Origin of the sequence: Pseudomonas sp. NFX15 (assembly GCF_049132105.1) — a bacterium.
GTDB lineage: Bacteria > Pseudomonadota > Gammaproteobacteria > Pseudomonadales > Pseudomonadaceae > Aquipseudomonas.
The window spans coordinates 271209-286958 of record NZ_JAFMPV010000001.1 but is presented as its reverse complement, the minus strand read 5'-3'; the positions used below and the strand labels follow the sequence as shown (position 1 = coordinate 286958).

Annotated in this window: 10 protein-coding genes and 1 pseudogene; 8 read left to right on the top strand and 3 right to left on the bottom strand. The window is 60.8% G+C overall.

The window, feature by feature from the left end; translation table 11 throughout:
- The first annotated feature begins 28 nt into the window (after positions 1-28).
- The 4 genes from J1D76_RS01180 (at position 29) to J1D76_RS01165 (ending at position 7026) form a co-directional block, all read left to right on the top strand.
- Positions 29-1696: a VRR-NUC domain-containing protein gene (locus J1D76_RS01180; RefSeq protein WP_421136618.1), complete on the top strand. Its 1668-nt coding sequence runs from the start codon at positions 29-31 to the stop codon at positions 1694-1696.
- Entirely contained in the window at positions 1693-3972 is a 2280-nt protein-coding gene (locus tag J1D76_RS01175) for a helicase C-terminal domain-containing protein (protein WP_421136617.1), read from the top strand. The genes J1D76_RS01180 and J1D76_RS01175 overlap by 4 nt, the downstream gene beginning before the upstream one ends.
- A gap of 127 nt (positions 3973-4099) precedes the next feature.
- Positions 4100-5008, top strand: a complete 909-nt coding sequence (locus J1D76_RS01170) for a zeta toxin family protein (protein WP_421136616.1) — start codon at positions 4100-4102, stop codon at positions 5006-5008.
- A 98-nt stretch (positions 5009-5106) separates the two neighbouring features.
- Positions 5107-7026 carry a PAS domain S-box protein gene (locus tag J1D76_RS01165; protein ID WP_421136615.1) on the top strand — a complete coding sequence of 640 codons (1920 nt, stop codon included), beginning with the start codon at positions 5107-5109 and terminating at the stop codon, positions 7024-7026.
- Here J1D76_RS01165 and J1D76_RS01160 read toward each other — a convergent pair.
- From J1D76_RS01160 to J1D76_RS01150, 3 genes and pseudogenes are all read right to left on the bottom strand, one after another.
- Positions 7004-8365 carry a cation:proton antiporter gene (locus J1D76_RS01160; RefSeq protein ID WP_421136614.1) on the bottom strand — a complete coding sequence of 454 codons (1362 nt, stop codon included), beginning with the start codon at positions 8363-8365 and terminating at the stop codon, positions 7004-7006. The two genes, J1D76_RS01165 and J1D76_RS01160, sit on opposite strands and share 23 nt — an antisense overlap.
- A 132-nt stretch (positions 8366-8497) precedes the next feature.
- Positions 8498-8676, bottom strand: a pseudogene (locus J1D76_RS01155) (SDR family oxidoreductase); the annotation flags it as partial.
- A 4-nt stretch (positions 8677-8680) separates the two neighbouring features.
- Positions 8681-9826 carry a MalY/PatB family protein gene (locus J1D76_RS01150; RefSeq protein ID WP_421136613.1) on the bottom strand — a complete coding sequence of 382 codons (1146 nt, stop codon included), beginning with the start codon at positions 9824-9826 and terminating at the stop codon, positions 8681-8683.
- Between the two features lie 298 nt (positions 9827-10124).
- On the opposite strand from J1D76_RS01150, the gene fdnG reads away from it, so the two are divergent.
- The 4 genes from fdnG to fdhE are packed head-to-tail and all read left to right on the top strand — an operon-like array spanning position 10125 to position 15706.
- Positions 10125-13190 carry a formate dehydrogenase-N subunit alpha gene (gene fdnG / locus J1D76_RS01145; protein ID WP_421136612.1) on the top strand — a complete coding sequence of 1022 codons (3066 nt, stop codon included), beginning with the start codon at positions 10125-10127 and terminating at the stop codon, positions 13188-13190.
- Positions 13191-14126 (top strand): formate dehydrogenase subunit beta, encoded by a 936-nt coding sequence (gene fdxH, locus J1D76_RS01140; protein ID WP_421136611.1) that lies wholly within the window; start codon positions 13191-13193, stop codon positions 14124-14126.
- Entirely contained in the window at positions 14123-14776 is a 654-nt protein-coding gene (locus tag J1D76_RS01135) for a formate dehydrogenase subunit gamma (protein WP_421136610.1), read from the top strand. Before fdxH ends, J1D76_RS01135 begins: the two co-directional genes overlap by 4 nt.
- A gap of 3 nt (positions 14777-14779) precedes the next feature.
- Positions 14780-15706 (top strand): formate dehydrogenase accessory protein FdhE, encoded by a 927-nt coding sequence (gene fdhE, locus J1D76_RS01130; protein ID WP_421136609.1) that lies wholly within the window; start codon positions 14780-14782, stop codon positions 15704-15706.
- The last annotated feature ends 44 nt before the right edge of the window (positions 15707-15750 follow it).

Genomic DNA, 15750 nt, shown 5'->3' with positions numbered 1-15750 from the left:
CTGTACGCATAACCAGTATCCGCTCGCCATGGCTTATTTTCCTGTGACCGCAAACCCCCTCGACAATCCGTTCTATTACCTCAATAACTTCATGCAAGTGCTTGATTGGCTTGAGCAACGCTATGCCGATGTATTGAGCGTCGAAGAGCAACGGTTCATCCAGGCCTTCAGGGCGTTGCCCCGCGAGTCGAGGGCGTTGCTGGTCAGGATGGTCATGCGCAAGGGGGATCATTTCCGGGCGGGCAAGCTGCATTACGAGGAAATCGGCGATATCGGCCAAGCGGCCGGCCCGTTGCTGGAACTGGGCTGGATCGATGAGCACCTGCCGATCTCGATCGAAACGGTGTTCGAGGTGTTGCTCAAGGCCGAAATTCTCCAGGCCTTTGCCACCGACATCGACCAACCCAAAGGCAAAAAAGCCGACTGGCTGCCGACGCTGTGCGAGCGGTTGCCCCAGGTGCAAAGTTTCAGCGACTGGTGCCCGGACCTCGACGAACGCCTGTTCAGCCTGACCATCACGGCGTTGTGCGACCGTTTGCGGCTGATGTTCTTTGGCAACCTGTATCAGGATTGGTCGGAGTTTGTGCTGGCCGATCTCGGCATCTACACCTACGAAAAAGTCGAATTCTGTGTCGAGTCCCGAGGCCTTCGCAGCCGTGAAGACGTGGATGCCTGCCTGCTGCTGCACCTGTACCAGCAACAATTCGAGGCCGGTGACGCGTTGGAAGACGTAGTCGAGCAAATCAAGGGGCTGGCACTGGATAACCCGTGGTTGCAACGGCGGCGTGACAAGTTGCTGTTCCAGATGGGCCAGTATTGCGAACGCATCGCCGACTTTTCCATGGCCCTGAACCTCTACCGCGAATGCGCCTACCCGGGGGCGCGTTCGCGGCTGATTCGCGTGCTGGAACGCTGCGGTGAGTTCGAATTGGCGCTGGAGCTGGCCGAACAGGCCGAACAGGCGCCGGAAAGCGCCGCCGAACAACAGCATCTGCTGCGCATACTGCCACGCCTGCGGCGCAAGCTCGGCGGGCCACCGATCAAGCGTGCGGCGCCTCGGCCCATGCAGCGCCTTGACCTGCACCTGCCCAGGACGGAGCTGGAACTATCCGTGGAGTGTTACGTGCAGGCGCACCTGGCCGAAGAATCCGCACCGGTGCACTACGTCGAAAACAGCCTGATCAATTCACTGTTTGGCTTGCTCTGCTGGCCGGCGATTTTTGCACCGCTGCCGGGGGCGTTTTTCCACCCGTTCCAGCGCGGGCCGGTGGATTTGCTCAACGAAGACTTCCATGGCCGCCGGGCAGAGCTGTTTCAGGCCTGCCTGGCCGAACTCGACGACGGGCGCTACCGGCAGACCCTCCGTGAACGGTATGCCGCCAAGTGGGGCATACAATCGCCGTTCGTTTTCTGGAGTGTGCTCAGCGATGAGTTGCTCGAACAGGCCCTGGATTGCCTCCCGGCCGAGCACCTCAAGCACTGGTTCAATCGTCTTCTGCTCGATATCAAGGCCAATCGCGCCGGCATGCCGGACCTGATCCAGTTCTGGCCGCAGCAAAAGACCTACCGCATGATCGAAGTCAAAGGCCCGGGTGATCGCCTGCAAGATAACCAGTTGCGCTGGCTCGAGTTCTGCCATGAACATCAGATGCCAATTGCCGTGTGTTATGTGCAATGGGCGGAGCATGGCGCTTGAGCTACAGCATTGCGGTACGGGCGCTGTGTGAGTTCACCGCCAAGGTCGGCGACCTCGATCTGCGCTTCACGCCGTCGCCGTCCGCGCTGGAGGGCATCGTCGGGCACCGGACGGTGGCATCGCGGCGCAGCGAGGGCTATCAGAGTGAAGTGGCCCTTGAAGGCCAGTATCAGACCTTGACGGTCAAGGGCAGGGCGGACGGCTATGACCCCGGGCAAAACTGCCTGGAAGAGGTCAAGACCTACCGCGGCGACTTGAGCAAGCAACCGGCCAATCACCGACAACTGCACTGGGCCCAGGCAAAAATCTACGGCTGGCTGATGTGCCGCAAACTGGATCTGCCGCAGATCAATCTGGCGCTGGTGTATTTCGACATCGTCAGCGAAAAGGAGGCCTGCCTGGTCGAGTCTTTCGAGGCCGTGCAGCTGCAACAGTTTTTCGAGCAGCATTGCACGCGGTTCCTGCAATGGGCCGAGCAGGAAGTCACCCACCGTGCCGCACGCAACCTTGCGGCGCAGCACCTGTCTTTCCCCCACGCCGACTTTCGACCGGGGCAGCGTCATTTGGCGGAGTCGGTGTTCAAGGCTGTCAGCACTGGGCGCTGCCTGATGGCCCAGGCCCCCACCGGCATCGGTAAAACCCTGGGCACCTTGTTCCCCATGCTCAAGGCACTGGCGCCACAACAGCTGGACAAGGTGTTCTTCCTCACGGCGAAAACCCCGGGTCGAAAACTCGCGCTCGACGCCGCCCAAGTAGTGCTCAACGGCGCCGATGCACCGCCATTGCGGGTGCTGGAAATGATTGCCCGGGACAAGGCCTGCGAACACCCGGACAAAGCCTGCCACGGCGAGTCTTGTCCGCTGGCCCGGGGTTTCTATGATCGATTGCCCGCCGCACGGCAGGCCGCCAGCCAATTGAGCTTGTTGAACCAGAACGCCTTGCGCGAGGTGGCCCTGGCACACGAAGTGTGTCCGTACTACCTGAGCCAGGAAATGGCACGCTGGGCCGATGTGGTGGTGGCCGACTACAACTATTACTTCGACTTCAGCGCCTTGCTGTTCGGCCTGGCCCAGGCCAGCCACTGGAACGTTGCGGTGCTGGTCGACGAAGCCCACAACCTGGTGGAGCGCGGCCGGCAGATGTACAGCGCCATCCTCGATCAGGCGACCTTCAACGGCGTGCGCAAAACCGCGCCCGATGCGCTCAAGAAGCCGATGCAGCGGGTCAGTCGCGAATGGAACGCCCTGCACGACACGCAATTGGGCGCATATCAGGCCTATGACAAGGCACCGGAAAAACTGCTTCAAGCCTTGTCATCGTGCAACGCCAGCATCGGTGACTACCTCAACGATCACCCTCAAGGGGTGGACAGCGCGCTGCAGAGTTTTTACTTCGACATGTTGCACTTTTGCCGGGTCGCCGAACTGTTCGACGAGCAGTTCCTGTTCGACATCAGCAAGCGCGACCTCGACCGCAAGCGCCCACTCTCGCAGTTGTGCCTGCGCAATGTGGTGCCGGCAGGGTTCATCCGCCCGCGCCTGACCGCGGCACGCAGCACGGTACTGTTTTCCGCGACCCTCAGCCCCCGGCTCTATTACGCCGATTTGCTGGGAACCCCGGCGGACACGGTGTGCATCGACGTTGAGTCGCCGTTCCACGCCGATCAATTGCAAGTGCACATCGTCAACCGCATCTCCACCCGGTTCGTGCATCGCCAGGCCTCGCTGGAACCGATCGTGGAATTGATCGCCCGGCAGTTCTGCGAGCGCCCCGGCAACTACCTGGCGTTTTTCAGCAGCTTCGATTACTTGCAACAGGTGGCGCAGTTACTCGCCGAGAAGCATCCGCACATCCCTCTGTGGTCGCAGTCCCGAGGCATGGGCGAGGCGCAACGCCAAGCGTTTCTCGATCAGTTTCATGCGGATGGCCAGGGCGTCGGCTTCGCGGTGCTGGGCGGGGCCTTTGGTGAAGGCATCGATTTGCCGGGCGCCCGCTTGATCGGCGCGTTTATCGCCACCCTTGGGCTGGCACAGCTCAACCCGGTGAACGAGCAATTGAAGCGGCGCATGGCTGCCATTTTTGGCGCCGGTTATGACTACACCTACCTGTTTCCCGGCGTACAGAAAGTGGTGCAGGCAGCTGGCCGGGTCATTCGCACGCAACAGGATCAAGGCGTGGTGATGTTGATCGACGACCGTTTTGGCGAGAGCAAGGTCAAGCAGTTACTGCCGCGCTGGTGGGCCATTGCGCCATCGAATTTTCTTTCTTGCGAGTAGGAATTTTTACCTTAAAAAATAAAGACATATGTTGATTCAATCGTGAATTTGAACAATCGGCGTTTGCATCCTTTATTCAAAGGGGAAGGGCAAAACTTCAAACCCTCTTTGATAAGGAAATCAAGATATGTCAGATGCACCGCTATACCCTTACACCTCGACCGAGTTGAACAACGCGCTGAATGAAATCGTGGCTACGCTGTTTGCCGGTAAAACGGCCGACACCCTGCCCAAGATGCTGGTCACCGCCGGGGTGGAGAGTTCCGGCAAAACCTATCTGCTGGAAAAGAGCCTACTGCCCTCCGGGCGTTACGAGAACTTCGTTCGGTTGTATCTGCCCGAATACCGCACCCAACACCCGCATTACACCGAAATGTCCAAGGTGGGCGTGCTGCACGTTTATCAACACACTGAAGCCTTTGTACGGGAACTGGGCGAGAGAATCTTTGGCGAGGCCTTCAAGCGCAAACTGAACATCATCATGGAGTGCGCTTTCGACGCCATCGATTTCGTGCACGTGCCCACGTCAGCAAAAGCCGCCGGCTATCAATTCGACATTCACGTGGTTGGCTGCAATCGTGAGTTTGCCCATGTCTCCAGCATCAAGAGAGCGTTAAAGAGCTTGGAAAATCGCGAACTGGAACGCTTTGTCAGCCTCGACACGCTGCATTTCAGCCTTGGCAATGCGCAGGCGATTCTCCTGGCATTCGAATCGGCAGCAAAAACCGTTGCCGGCTCGCAAATCAGCTTGTACGAACGCGGTTTCGGTTATCTCAAAGAACGTACCTTGCGCGCCCAAAGCACCTTCAGTCAGGCCTACGATGGCTCGATGGTGGTCAGCAGCTCGGCGACCGCGTATTCGTTCAGTGCCTACAGTGCCATCGTCAACCGGCTTGTCTACTCTCTCGCGGAGCGCGACGAGATAATCAAGGAGTGTCATCGGTTGCTGGCGAAAACCACCGCGCATGCTGACCAGGTGCCCGATTTTGTCTATCACGAGCTGTACGGCCACGTCATCAAATACGTGAACCGATAGCGGCCGAGGGCAAGCACAACTGCAACACGCAGCTTTTGCGGCTTTCCAAATTTCCTGTTTGTCGCATACTTCACTGAAACAATCAGGTGGCGTAATCAATGAGTGAAGATCGAATCAAGTCTAGCGCGATCGATGACAGCCGTTTTCGACTGCTGATCGATGCGGTGATCGACTACGCGATCTACATGATTGACCCCGACGGCATCATCACCAGCTGGAACGCCGGGGCCCGGCGTTTCAAGGGTTATGAGGAAGCCGAGATCCTCGGCCAGCATTTCTCGCGTTTCTATACCGAAGACGATCGCCTGGCCGGGCTGCCGCAACGGGCGCTGGACACGGCGATCCACGAGGGGCGTTTCGAAGGGGAAGGCTGGCGGGTGCGCAAGGACGGCACGCATTTCTGGTCCCACGTGGTGATCGATCCGATTCGCGACGCGTCGGGTACGTTGTTGGGATTCGCCAAGATCACCCGTGACCTGACCGATCGCAAAATGGCCGAGGAAACCCTCAAGCAAAGCGAACAGCAGTTCCGCCTACTGGTGCAGAGCGTCACGGACTATGCGATCTACATGCTCGCCCCGGACGGGCGGGTCAGTAACTGGAACCCGGGGGCCCAGCGCATCAAGGGCTACCTGCCGGAAGAAGTCATCGGCCAGCATTTTTCGATGTTCTACACCCCGGAGGACCGTGACGCCCGAGAGCCTCAACGCACGCTTGACGTTGCCGTTCGTGAGGGACGATTTGAAAACAAGGGCTGGCGACTGCGCAAGGATGGCACGCGGTTCCTTGCCCACGTCATTGTCGACCCGATCTGGGGCGACACCGGCACCTTGCTCGGTTTTGCCAAGATCACCCGCGATATCACCGAAGTCACCCAGGCCCAGCAGGCGCTGGAGCAAACCCGGGAAGCACTGTTCCAGGCGCAGAAGATGCAGGCCATCGGCCAGCTCAGTGGCGGGATTGCCCATGACTTCAACAACCTGCTGACGGTGATCCTCGGGAACCTGGAAATCGTCCGCAAGCGGGTGACGGACGATGCGAAAATCACCCGTTTGATCGACAACGCCACCCAGGGCGCCTTGCGCGGAGTGTCCCTGACCCAGCGCATGCTGGCCTTTGCCCGACGCCAGGAACTCAAGTCGGAACCGGTGCAGATACCCGCCTTGGTGGACGGTATCTCCGGGCTGTTGCGCAGCTCCCTGGGGCCTTCGGTGAAAATCGAAACGCGTTTTCCCCAGGGTCTTGAGCCGGTGATGGCCGACCTCAATCAATTGGAGCTGGCGGTGTTGAACCTGGCCACCAATGCCAGGGATGCCATGCCCAATGGCGGGACGATCACCTTCAGTGCCCGACCCCATGACGTGACCGAAAGCAGCGATACCGCCCTGGCAACAGGGAGGTACGTCTGTCTGAGCGTGAGCGATAGTGGCGAAGGCATGGATGAAACCACGCTGGCCTCGGCGATGGACCCCTTCTTTACCACTAAGGGTGTGGGCAAGGGCACAGGGCTGGGGTTGTCGATGGTCCACGGTTTTATCGAGCAACTGGGCGGACGTTTTATCCTCAAGAGCCGCAAGGACCATGGCACGACGGCGCAATTGTGGTTGCCGGTCGCCACCCGTGGCGCAGTCCTCCAGCCAGTCGTCAAAACCCAGCCCGTGACCGTGCCGCGCCTGTGCGTACTGGTGGTGGACGACGACAGCCTGGTGTTGACCAGCACCAGCCTGCTGCTGGAGGACCTTGGGCACCGGGTCTTGAGCGCGGCATCGGGTTCCCGGGCTCTGGAGTTGTTTGAACACAACCCGGATATCGACCTGGTTATCACCGACATGGCGATGCCGCAAATGAGCGGCGCGCAGTTGGCCCATGCTATCCGTATCATTGCGCCGCAATTGCCGATCATCCTCGCCACCGGCTACGCCGAACGCCTGGAAGGGTTTGCCGCTCACCTGCCACGCCTGTCGAAACCCTTTACCCAACTCAACCTGGTGGAAATCATTGCCCTGGCGATGAAATGACGCGGCGGGTGCGCTGCTCGTACCGGGCCAGCATCGGCTGGGTGCTGATGCCGTGGACCAGGATGCTCAGGGCGACCACCGACAGCGTCAGGTCGGCACACAGCGTTGCCACTGAGGGCGAAAGGTCGTGGTTTAAGGCGTAGAACAGGTAGTAGAAGCTGCCGATGCCGCGAATGCCGAACCAGCCGATCAACCAGCGTTGCGGGGTGTTGAGCAAGGTACCCCAAGGCATCAGCCAAACGGTCAGCGGGCGAATGACCCCGAACAGTACCAGTGCGATGACCAAAGCGCGCCAGTCCCAATGGGCCACCAGTACCACGCCGAGCAAGGTGACCAGGAACACTTCCATGGCCCGTTCCACCAGGCTGCCGAACGACAGCATGTCGCCCATCATGATACCGGCGGCGACTTGGGTGTCTTCCAGGTGGTCGACATTGCCGCGCACGGCAGCTTCGGGTTCGACGTTCTGGTGGCCAACCACCGCTTGCACCAGATGTTCGGCGGGGGGATGCGTGTCGCCGCTGGTCTTGACCTCGGCCTGACGCAAGCCAAGGCCGGCAGCAAACACTGAGAGAAAACCATAGCCTTGAATGGTTTCGGCCACCACGTAAGCCAGGGCGATCAAGGCCAGGGTCAGGTAATCGTTGGGGGAAGCGGTGCTGTCGGCATGACGGGTGCGCAGTATCAGCGTCAGGCGACCGAGGCCGCGTCCCATCCAGTAACCGGTCAGCAAGCCGGCGGGTACAGCCCACAACAGGCGTTTGACGGCCCAATCATCGAGGGCGCTGGCGAAATGGCCGTTTTGCTGCAGAAACAACAGGCCCAGGAGCACAAACGGGAAGGCGATGCCATCGTTCAATCCCGCTTCACCTGAAAGCCCAAATCGCACCGGATCATCGTCCCTGGCGTCGTTGACCTGCACCAGCGAGGCCAGCACCGGATCGGTCGGCGCCAGTATCGCCCCGATCAATAGCGACGGCCCCCAGGCCAGTCCAAACCCGAAATGCAGGAACAGGCAGACGCCGACAATGGTCAGCACCATCACCGGTCCCGCGAGGGAAAACGCCACACGCCACTGGCGATCACGCAAGGGCGGTCGCAATTTGAGCCCGCAGACGAACAACGAAAAAAGCACCGCGACTTCCGTCAGGTGCTCGATCCAGAACGCCGATTCCTTGATATCCAGCCTGAGCAAACCCAGGCCTGCCGGGCCGATGATCACGCCTAGCACCAGACACACCGCCGAGGTGGTCACGGGCAACCAGCGCAGATAGGACGATGTGAGCGCCAGGGTCAACAGCACGGCCCCCAGCACCGCCACCCAGACTGTGAAGCTCATCAACCGAGCATTTCTGGGGGGAGGAAGTTGAACCAAAATTGAGTAGTGGGGGCAGACATGACGACCTCCAGGTATCCGCAACTATAGGGTGTGGAGCCCTGGAGGGGCCACGGGTTCAATTTTTCCAACCGGTCAAAGGATCGGTTTACCCCGGTGACACCGTAGCGCTGGCAGGTGATATAGCTGGCTTCATCCGAGGCCAGCAGTACGTAGATCGGCGCGACTTCCACCGGTTGACCGGGGCGACCGAGCGAGGTGTTGGCCCCGAAGTTCTTGATGGTTTCATCGGTCATCGTCGAGACGAACAGCGGTTTGTCAGGCCTTGAGGCTGCGTTCCATCCGCGCAATGCCTTCTTCCAGCAGCGCCCGCGGGCAGCCGAAGTTCAGGCGTACGAACTGCTTGCAGTCGTCGCCGAAGTCCAAGCCAGCGCTCAAACCGACCTTGGCTTGCTCCAGGAAGAACTGTTGCGGGTCGTCCAGGCCCAGCGCCGAGCAGTCGAGCCACGCCAGGTACGTGCTCTGCGGCAGGTTCATGGTGATGCCCGGCAGGCGTGTGCGCACTGCATCGGCGAGGAAATCGCGGTTGCCTTGCAGGTACACCTTCAACTCGGCCAGCCACGGGGCGGCTTCGCTGTAGGCGACGCGGGTGGCTTCCATGCCCAGCGGGTTGACGCTGTCGACCATTCCGCAGCGAGCGTGGTTGACCTTCTCGCGCAGGGCGCGGTCCTGGATGATCATGAACGAGGTCTTGAGGCCGGCGATGTTGTACGCCTTGCTCGCCGACATCAAGGTGATGGTGCGCTGGGCGACTTGCGGGCTCAGGGTTGCCATTGGAATATGCGTACGGCCGTCGAAACACAACTCGGCATGGATCTCATCGGAGATGATCCAGGCATCGTGCTCAAGGCAAATGTCGGCAATCGCTTGCAGTTCGGCACGAGGAAAGGCCTTGCCTAACGGGTTGTGCGGGTTGCTCAGCAGCAGGGCGCCGCCGCCTCGCAATGACTGGCTCAAGGTATCGAGCGGCGTGCTGTAGGTGCCGTCGGCCTGCGCATCGAAGCTCAGCTCGACCTTGCTCAAGCCCCAATGCCCCGGCGCATGGCGCAGCGGCGGGTAGTTCGGCACCTGCACCACGACGTTCTGCGGCGCGTGCACCAGCGCCTTCAAGGCCATGTTGAAACCCGATTCGACACCCGGAAGAAAGATCAGCTCCTGTGGCTCGACACGCCAGGCGTATTTACTCCAGAGGTCGGTGACGATGGCCTCGCGCAGATCGTCCTGGGCCACGCTGTAGCCGACCATCGGGTGTTCCAGTCGTTGTTGCAAGGCCTGGATGATCATCGGCGGCGCGGCGAAATCCATGTCGGCGACCCACATCGGCAACACGTCGGCCGGGTAGCGGCTCCACTTGGTACTGCCGGTGTGGTGGCGGTCGAACACCTGATCAAAATCGAAAGTCATGCGCAGTCTCATGAAAGCGGGGTTGGAATGCAGACCATGATAATCGCCAATCCACTGTAGGAGCGAGCCTGCTCGCGATGGTGTGTCAGATACGGTGATGTCAACTGACACACCTTCGCGAGCAGGCTCGCTCCCATAAGGCTCTTCGCGGCAAGCAGGATTCCGCCGACGGTCGGTTTTCACACAGAGCGCCAAGCCGTTGGCTACAGTTTCAAGTGTCGGCAGCCAGATTGCCGCGACCGTGGTTGTTCAAAAAGGCCCGGCCATGTACCGGGTTCCACCTGATCAGGAGTGCACGATGGATCTCAGCCGTCGTCAGTTCTTCAAGGTCGCCGGTATCGGCCTTGCAGGCTCTAGCCTTGGCGCGTTGGGCATGGCCCCGACGCTTGCCTTTGCCGAACAGGTGCGTCATTTCAAGCTCGCCCATACCCATGAAACCCGCAACACCTGCCCGTATTGCTCGGTCGGATGCGGCGTGATCATGTACAGCCAGGGCGATACGGCGAAGAATGTCGCGCAAAACATCATCCATATCGAAGGTGACGCCGACCACCCGGTCAACCGCGGCACCCTATGCCCCAAGGGCGCGGGCCTGCTGGACTTCATTCACAGCCCCGACCGCTTGCAATACCCGCAGGTGCGCAAGGCCGGCAGCACTGAATGGACGCGTATCTCCTGGGATGAAGCGCTGGACCGCGTCGTCGACCTGATGAAGACCGACCGCGACGCCAACTTCATCGAGAAGAACGCCCAAGGCCAAACGGTGAACCGCTGGCTGACCACCGGTTTTCTCGCGGCCTCGGCGGCGTCCAACGAAGCGGGCTACATCACCCACAAGGTCATTCGCAGTCTCGGCATATTGGGGTTTGATAACCAGGCACGTGTCTGACACGGCCCGACGGTGGCAAGTCTTGCCCCGACGTACGGCCGTGGTGCCATGACCAACCACTGGACCGATATCGCTAACGCGAACCTGGTCCTGGTGATGGGCGGCAACGCAGCAGAAGCGCACCCCTGCGGTTTCAAATGGGTAACCGAAGCCAAGGCGCACAACAAGGCGCGGTTGATCGTGGTCGACCCGCGTTTTACCCGGACCGCCTCGGTGGCCGACTATTACGCGCCGATCCGCACCGGTACCGACATTGCCTTCATGGGCGGGCTGATCAATTTCCTGCTGACCGAGGACAAGATTCAGCACGAGTACGTGCGTAATTACACCGACGTGTCGTTCATCGTCAAAGCCGGCTATGGCTTCGAGGACGGGATATTCAGTGGCTACGACGCAGCCAAGCGCAGCTACACCGACAAGTCCGGCTGGGGCTATGAGCTGGGTGATGACGGCTTCGCCAAGGTCGACCCGACCCTGCAAGACCCGCACTGCGTCTATCAGTTGATGAAGCAGCACTACAGCCGCTACACCAAGGAACTGGCGAGCCAGATCTGTGGCATGCCGGTCGATGCGATGCAGAAAATCTGGGACGAAATCGCCTCTTGCTCGGCACCGGGCAAGACCATGACCATCCTCTATGCGTTGGGCTGGACCCAACACTCGATTGGCGCGCAGATCATTCGCAGCGCGGCGATGGTGCAACTGCTGCTGGGCAATGTCGGCATGCCGGGCGGTGGTGTGAACGCCTTGCGCGGGCACTCCAACATCCAGGGCCTGACCGACCTCGGGCTATTGTCCAACTCGCTGCCGGGCTACCTCACGCTGCCATCGGACGGCGAGCAGGACTACAACACCTACATCGTCAAGCGCACGCAAAAACCGCTGCGGCCAGGGCAACTGTCCTACTGGCAGAACTACGGCAAGTTCCACGTCAGCCTGATGAAAGCCTGGTACGGCGCCAACGCCACGGCCGAAAACAACTGGGCCTACGACTACCTGCCGAAACTCGACATCCCCAACTACGACATCCTCAAGGTGTTCGACCTGATGGGCCAAGGCAAGGTCAACGGCTACGTGTGCCAGGGCTTCAACCCGATTGCCGCGCTGCCGGACAAAAACCGGGTGATGGCGGCGCTGGCCAAACTGAAATGGCTGGTGGTGATGGACCCGCTGGCTACCGAGACCTCGGAGTTCTGGCGCAACGTCGGGCCGTACAACGATGTGAAGAGTGCCGACATCCAGACTGAAGTGATTCGCCTGCCCACCACCTGCTTTGCCGAGGAGGATGGCTCGCTGGTCAACAGCAGCCGCTGGCTGCAATGGCACTGGAAAGGCGCCGACGGACCGGGCGAAGCGCAGACCGACATCCGGATCATGAGCGAGTTGTTCCTTCGCCTGCGCCAGCGTTATCAGACCGAGGGCGGCAAGTACCCCGAGCCGCTGCTCAAATTATCCTGGGCCTACAAGATCCCCGATGAACCTTCACCAGAGGAACTGGCCAAGGAAATTAACGGCTACGCCACCACTGATTTCACTGACGCCACTGGCGCGGCGATCAAGGGCAACTCACAACTGGCCGGGTTCGCCCAACTCAAGGACGACGGCAGCACCGCGTCGGGTTGCTGGATTTTTTGTGGCAGCTGGACCGAACTGGGCAACCAGATGGCGCGTCGCGACAACAGCGACCCATACGGCATGCACCAGACCCAAGGATGGGCGTGGGCCTGGCCGGCCAACCGGCGGATTCTCTACAACCGCGCTTCGGCTGACCTGCAAGGCAAGCCGTGGGACCCGAAAAAACGCCTGGTGTGGTGGAACGGCAAAGCCTGGGCCGGCACCGATGTGCCGGACTACAAGGCCGATGTGCCGCCGGAAGCGGGGATGAACCCGTTCATCATGAACCCTGAGGGTGTGGCGCGTTTCTTCGCCGTCGACAAGATGAACGAAGGCCCGTTCCCCGAGCACTACGAGCCGTTCGAGACGCCGATCGGCATCAACCCGCTGCACCCGCAGAACAAACAAGCCACCAGCAACCCGGCGGCGCGGATCTTCGATTCGGTGTGGGAATCCCTCGGCGTGGCCAAGGATTATCCGTACGCCGCGACGAGCTACCGGCTGACCGAGCATTTCCACTTCTGGAGCAAGCACTGCAAGCTCAACGCGATTGCCCAACCGGAGCAGTTCGTCGAAATCGGCGAAGTGCTGGCCAAGGAAAAAGGCATCGTCGCTGGCGACCGGGTGCGGGTCAGCAGCAAGCGCGGCTTCATTGAAGCGGTGGCGGTAGTGACCAAGCGGATACGTCCGTTGCAGGTCAACAACCAGGTGGTGCACCAGATCGGCATTCCGTTGCACTGGGGCTTTACCGGCCTCACGCGGCACGGATACCTGACCAACACCCTGGTGCCGTTCCTCGGCGATGGCAACACCCAGACCCCGGAATCCAAGTCATTCCTGGTTAACGTGGAGAAAGTCTAAATGGCCAGCCAAGACATCATTGCCCGCTCGGCCACCACCACACCCGCGCCTTCGGTGCGTGGCGTGGAGGAAGTCGCCAAGCTGATCGACACCACCAAATGCATTGGCTGCAAGGCGTGCCAGGTGGCGTGTTCGGAATGGAACGAACTGCGTGACGAGGTCGGCCACAACCACGGCACCTACGACAACCCCCAGGACCTCACCGCCGACACCTGGACGCTGATGCGCTTCACTGAGCACGAGACCGACGCCGGCAACCTCGAATGGCTGATCCGCAAGGACGGCTGTATGCACTGCGCCGAGCCAGGTTGCCTGGCGGCGTGTCCCAGCCCTGGGGCGATCATCAAGCATGCCAACGGCATCGTCGATTTTGATCAGGACCACTGCATCGGTTGCGGCTATTGCATCACCGGTTGCCCGTTCAACATTCCGCGCATCTCGCAGAAGGACCACAAGGCCTACAAATGTACCTTGTGTTCGGACCGGGTGGCGGTCGGGCTGGAACCGGCCTGCGTGAAAACCTGCCCGACCGGGGCCATTGTGTTTGGCTCCAAGCAGGACATGAAGGAGCACGCCGCCGAGCGCATCGTCGACCTCAAGAGCCGCGGCTTTGATAACGCCGGGCTGTACGACCCCGAGGGCGTCGGCGGTACCCACGTCATGTACGTCTTACACCACGCCGACACACCCAAGCTATACGCCGGTTTGCCCGTCGACCCAGTGATCAGTCCGCTGGTGGGGCTGTGGAAGGGCGTGAGCAAACCGCTGGCGCTGCTGGCCATGGGCGCCGCGGTGCTGGCCGGGTTCTTCCACTCTGTGCGCATTGGTCCGAACCGGGTCGAGGAAGATGAACACCCGAGCCCGCCGGATACGTCGGTGCATCAGGTCGATCCGGCGGTGCACACCTTCGATCCACGCGGGGAGGGCAGGCCATGAGCAACAAGACGATCCTGCGCTACACCAGCAACCAGCGCACCAATCACTGGCTGGTGGCGATTCTGTTTTTCATGGCCGGGTTGTCCGGCCTGGCGTTGTTCCACCCGGCGCTGTTCTGGCTCAGCAACCTGTTTGGCGGCGGTCCGTGGACGCGCATCCTGCACCCGTTCATGGGCGTGGTGATGTTCCTGTTGTTCCTCGGCCTGGTGTTTCGCTTCTGGCGCGCCAATTTTTTCATCGCCAACGACCGCGTGTGGCTCAGGCGCATCGACCGGGTGCTGGTCAATGATGAAGAGGAGGTGCCCCCGGTCGGCAAGTACAACGCCGGGCAGAAGCTGCTGTTCTGGACTTTACTGCTGTGCATGCTTGGGCTGTTGTTCACTGGCCTGGTGATCTGGCGTGCGTATTTCAGCGCGTATTTCGGCATCACCATGATCCGCTGGGCGATGCTGTTGCATGCCCTGGCCGGGTTTGTGCTGATCCTGAGCATCATCATCCACATCTACGCGGGCATCTGGATCAAGGGTTCCATCAGCGCCATGATGCATGGCTGGGTCAGCCGCGCCTGGGCCAAAAAACACCACGAGCTGTGGTACCGCGAAGTCACCCGCGAAGAAGCGCCGCAACCACCGATCACCAAAAAGGGCTGACCGTTGCCAACCATCCTTGAACCCGGAGAAATCGAAGCGGCGGCCAGTTCGCCGCCGTTTCTGCACCTGCCACCGCACAATCTGTTCAGCCTGCGCGCCCAGCGCCTGGATGCGCTGGCCGATGGGCACCCACTGGCCAACTACCTGAACTTGATTGCCGGGCTGTGTCGGGTGCAACAACAGGTCATGGACGATCCGCCGCTGAGTGAACCGCTCGACCGTCAACGCATCGAACTGTGCCTGCAACACGGCTTGCCGCCGTTCGCGGCCGACAGCCTGGCACGTGAGGACGATTGGCAGCTTTACCTCGACCTCTTGTTACAGCGCTATGGCGCACCGATCCAAGCCGCCGTGGCCGACGCCGTGGCAACCTTGCGCCTGGCCGGTGCGGGGCAACGCCGAAGCTGGGCGGTGGCGCTGGTCAGCGGTCAATACTCGCGGGTGCCGGCGGCACTGGTGCCGTTCCTCGGCGCGGCGCTGCAAACCGCCTGGAGCCGCTGGTTGCTCAATACGCCCAACCTGGCACTGACGCCTGGCGACAGCCTGAGCCAGTGCCCGGCCTGCGGTTCGCCGGCGATGGCCGGGGTAATCCGCAACCGCGGCAAACACAACGGCTTGCGTTATCTGGTCTGCTCCTTGTGTGCCTGCGAATGGCACGTGGTGCGGGTCAAGTGTGTGTATTGCGAGCAAAGCAAGGGCCTGGATTACGTCAGCCTCGAGGATGATCGCCACGCCGCGAATCAGGCGCCACTGCGGGCCGAAGTGTGCCCAAGCTGCAACAGCTACCTGAAATTGCTCTACCTGGAGAACGATGCGCACGCCGAAGCGCTGTCAGCGGACCTCGGCAGCCTGCTGCTCGACATGCGCCTGGCCCAGGACGGTTATCAGCGCCTGGCACCGAATCTATTACTGGCCCCCGGAGACGAATGACCATAGCGTCTACACTCTGGCGCGACGGTCATTCGTTTTCAGGA

Coding starts and splice junctions, on each gene's coding strand:
- J1D76_RS01150 (WP_421136613.1), bottom strand. CDS start 9,826: ATGACTTTCGATTTTGATCAGGTGTTCGACCGCCACCACACCGGCAGT.
- J1D76_RS01160 (WP_421136614.1), bottom strand. CDS start 8,365: ATGAGCTTCACAGTCTGGGTGGCGGTGCTGGGGGCCGTGCTGTTGACC.
- fdxH (WP_421136611.1), top strand. CDS start 13,191: ATGGCCAGCCAAGACATCATTGCCCGCTCGGCCACCACCACACCCGCG.
- J1D76_RS01170 (WP_421136616.1), top strand. CDS start 4,100: ATGTCAGATGCACCGCTATACCCTTACACCTCGACCGAGTTGAACAAC.
- J1D76_RS01165 (WP_421136615.1), top strand. CDS start 5,107: ATGAGTGAAGATCGAATCAAGTCTAGCGCGATCGATGACAGCCGTTTT.
- J1D76_RS01135 (WP_421136610.1), top strand. CDS start 14,123: ATGAGCAACAAGACGATCCTGCGCTACACCAGCAACCAGCGCACCAAT.
- J1D76_RS01180 (WP_421136618.1), top strand. CDS start 29: ATGGCTTATTTTCCTGTGACCGCAAACCCCCTCGACAATCCGTTCTAT.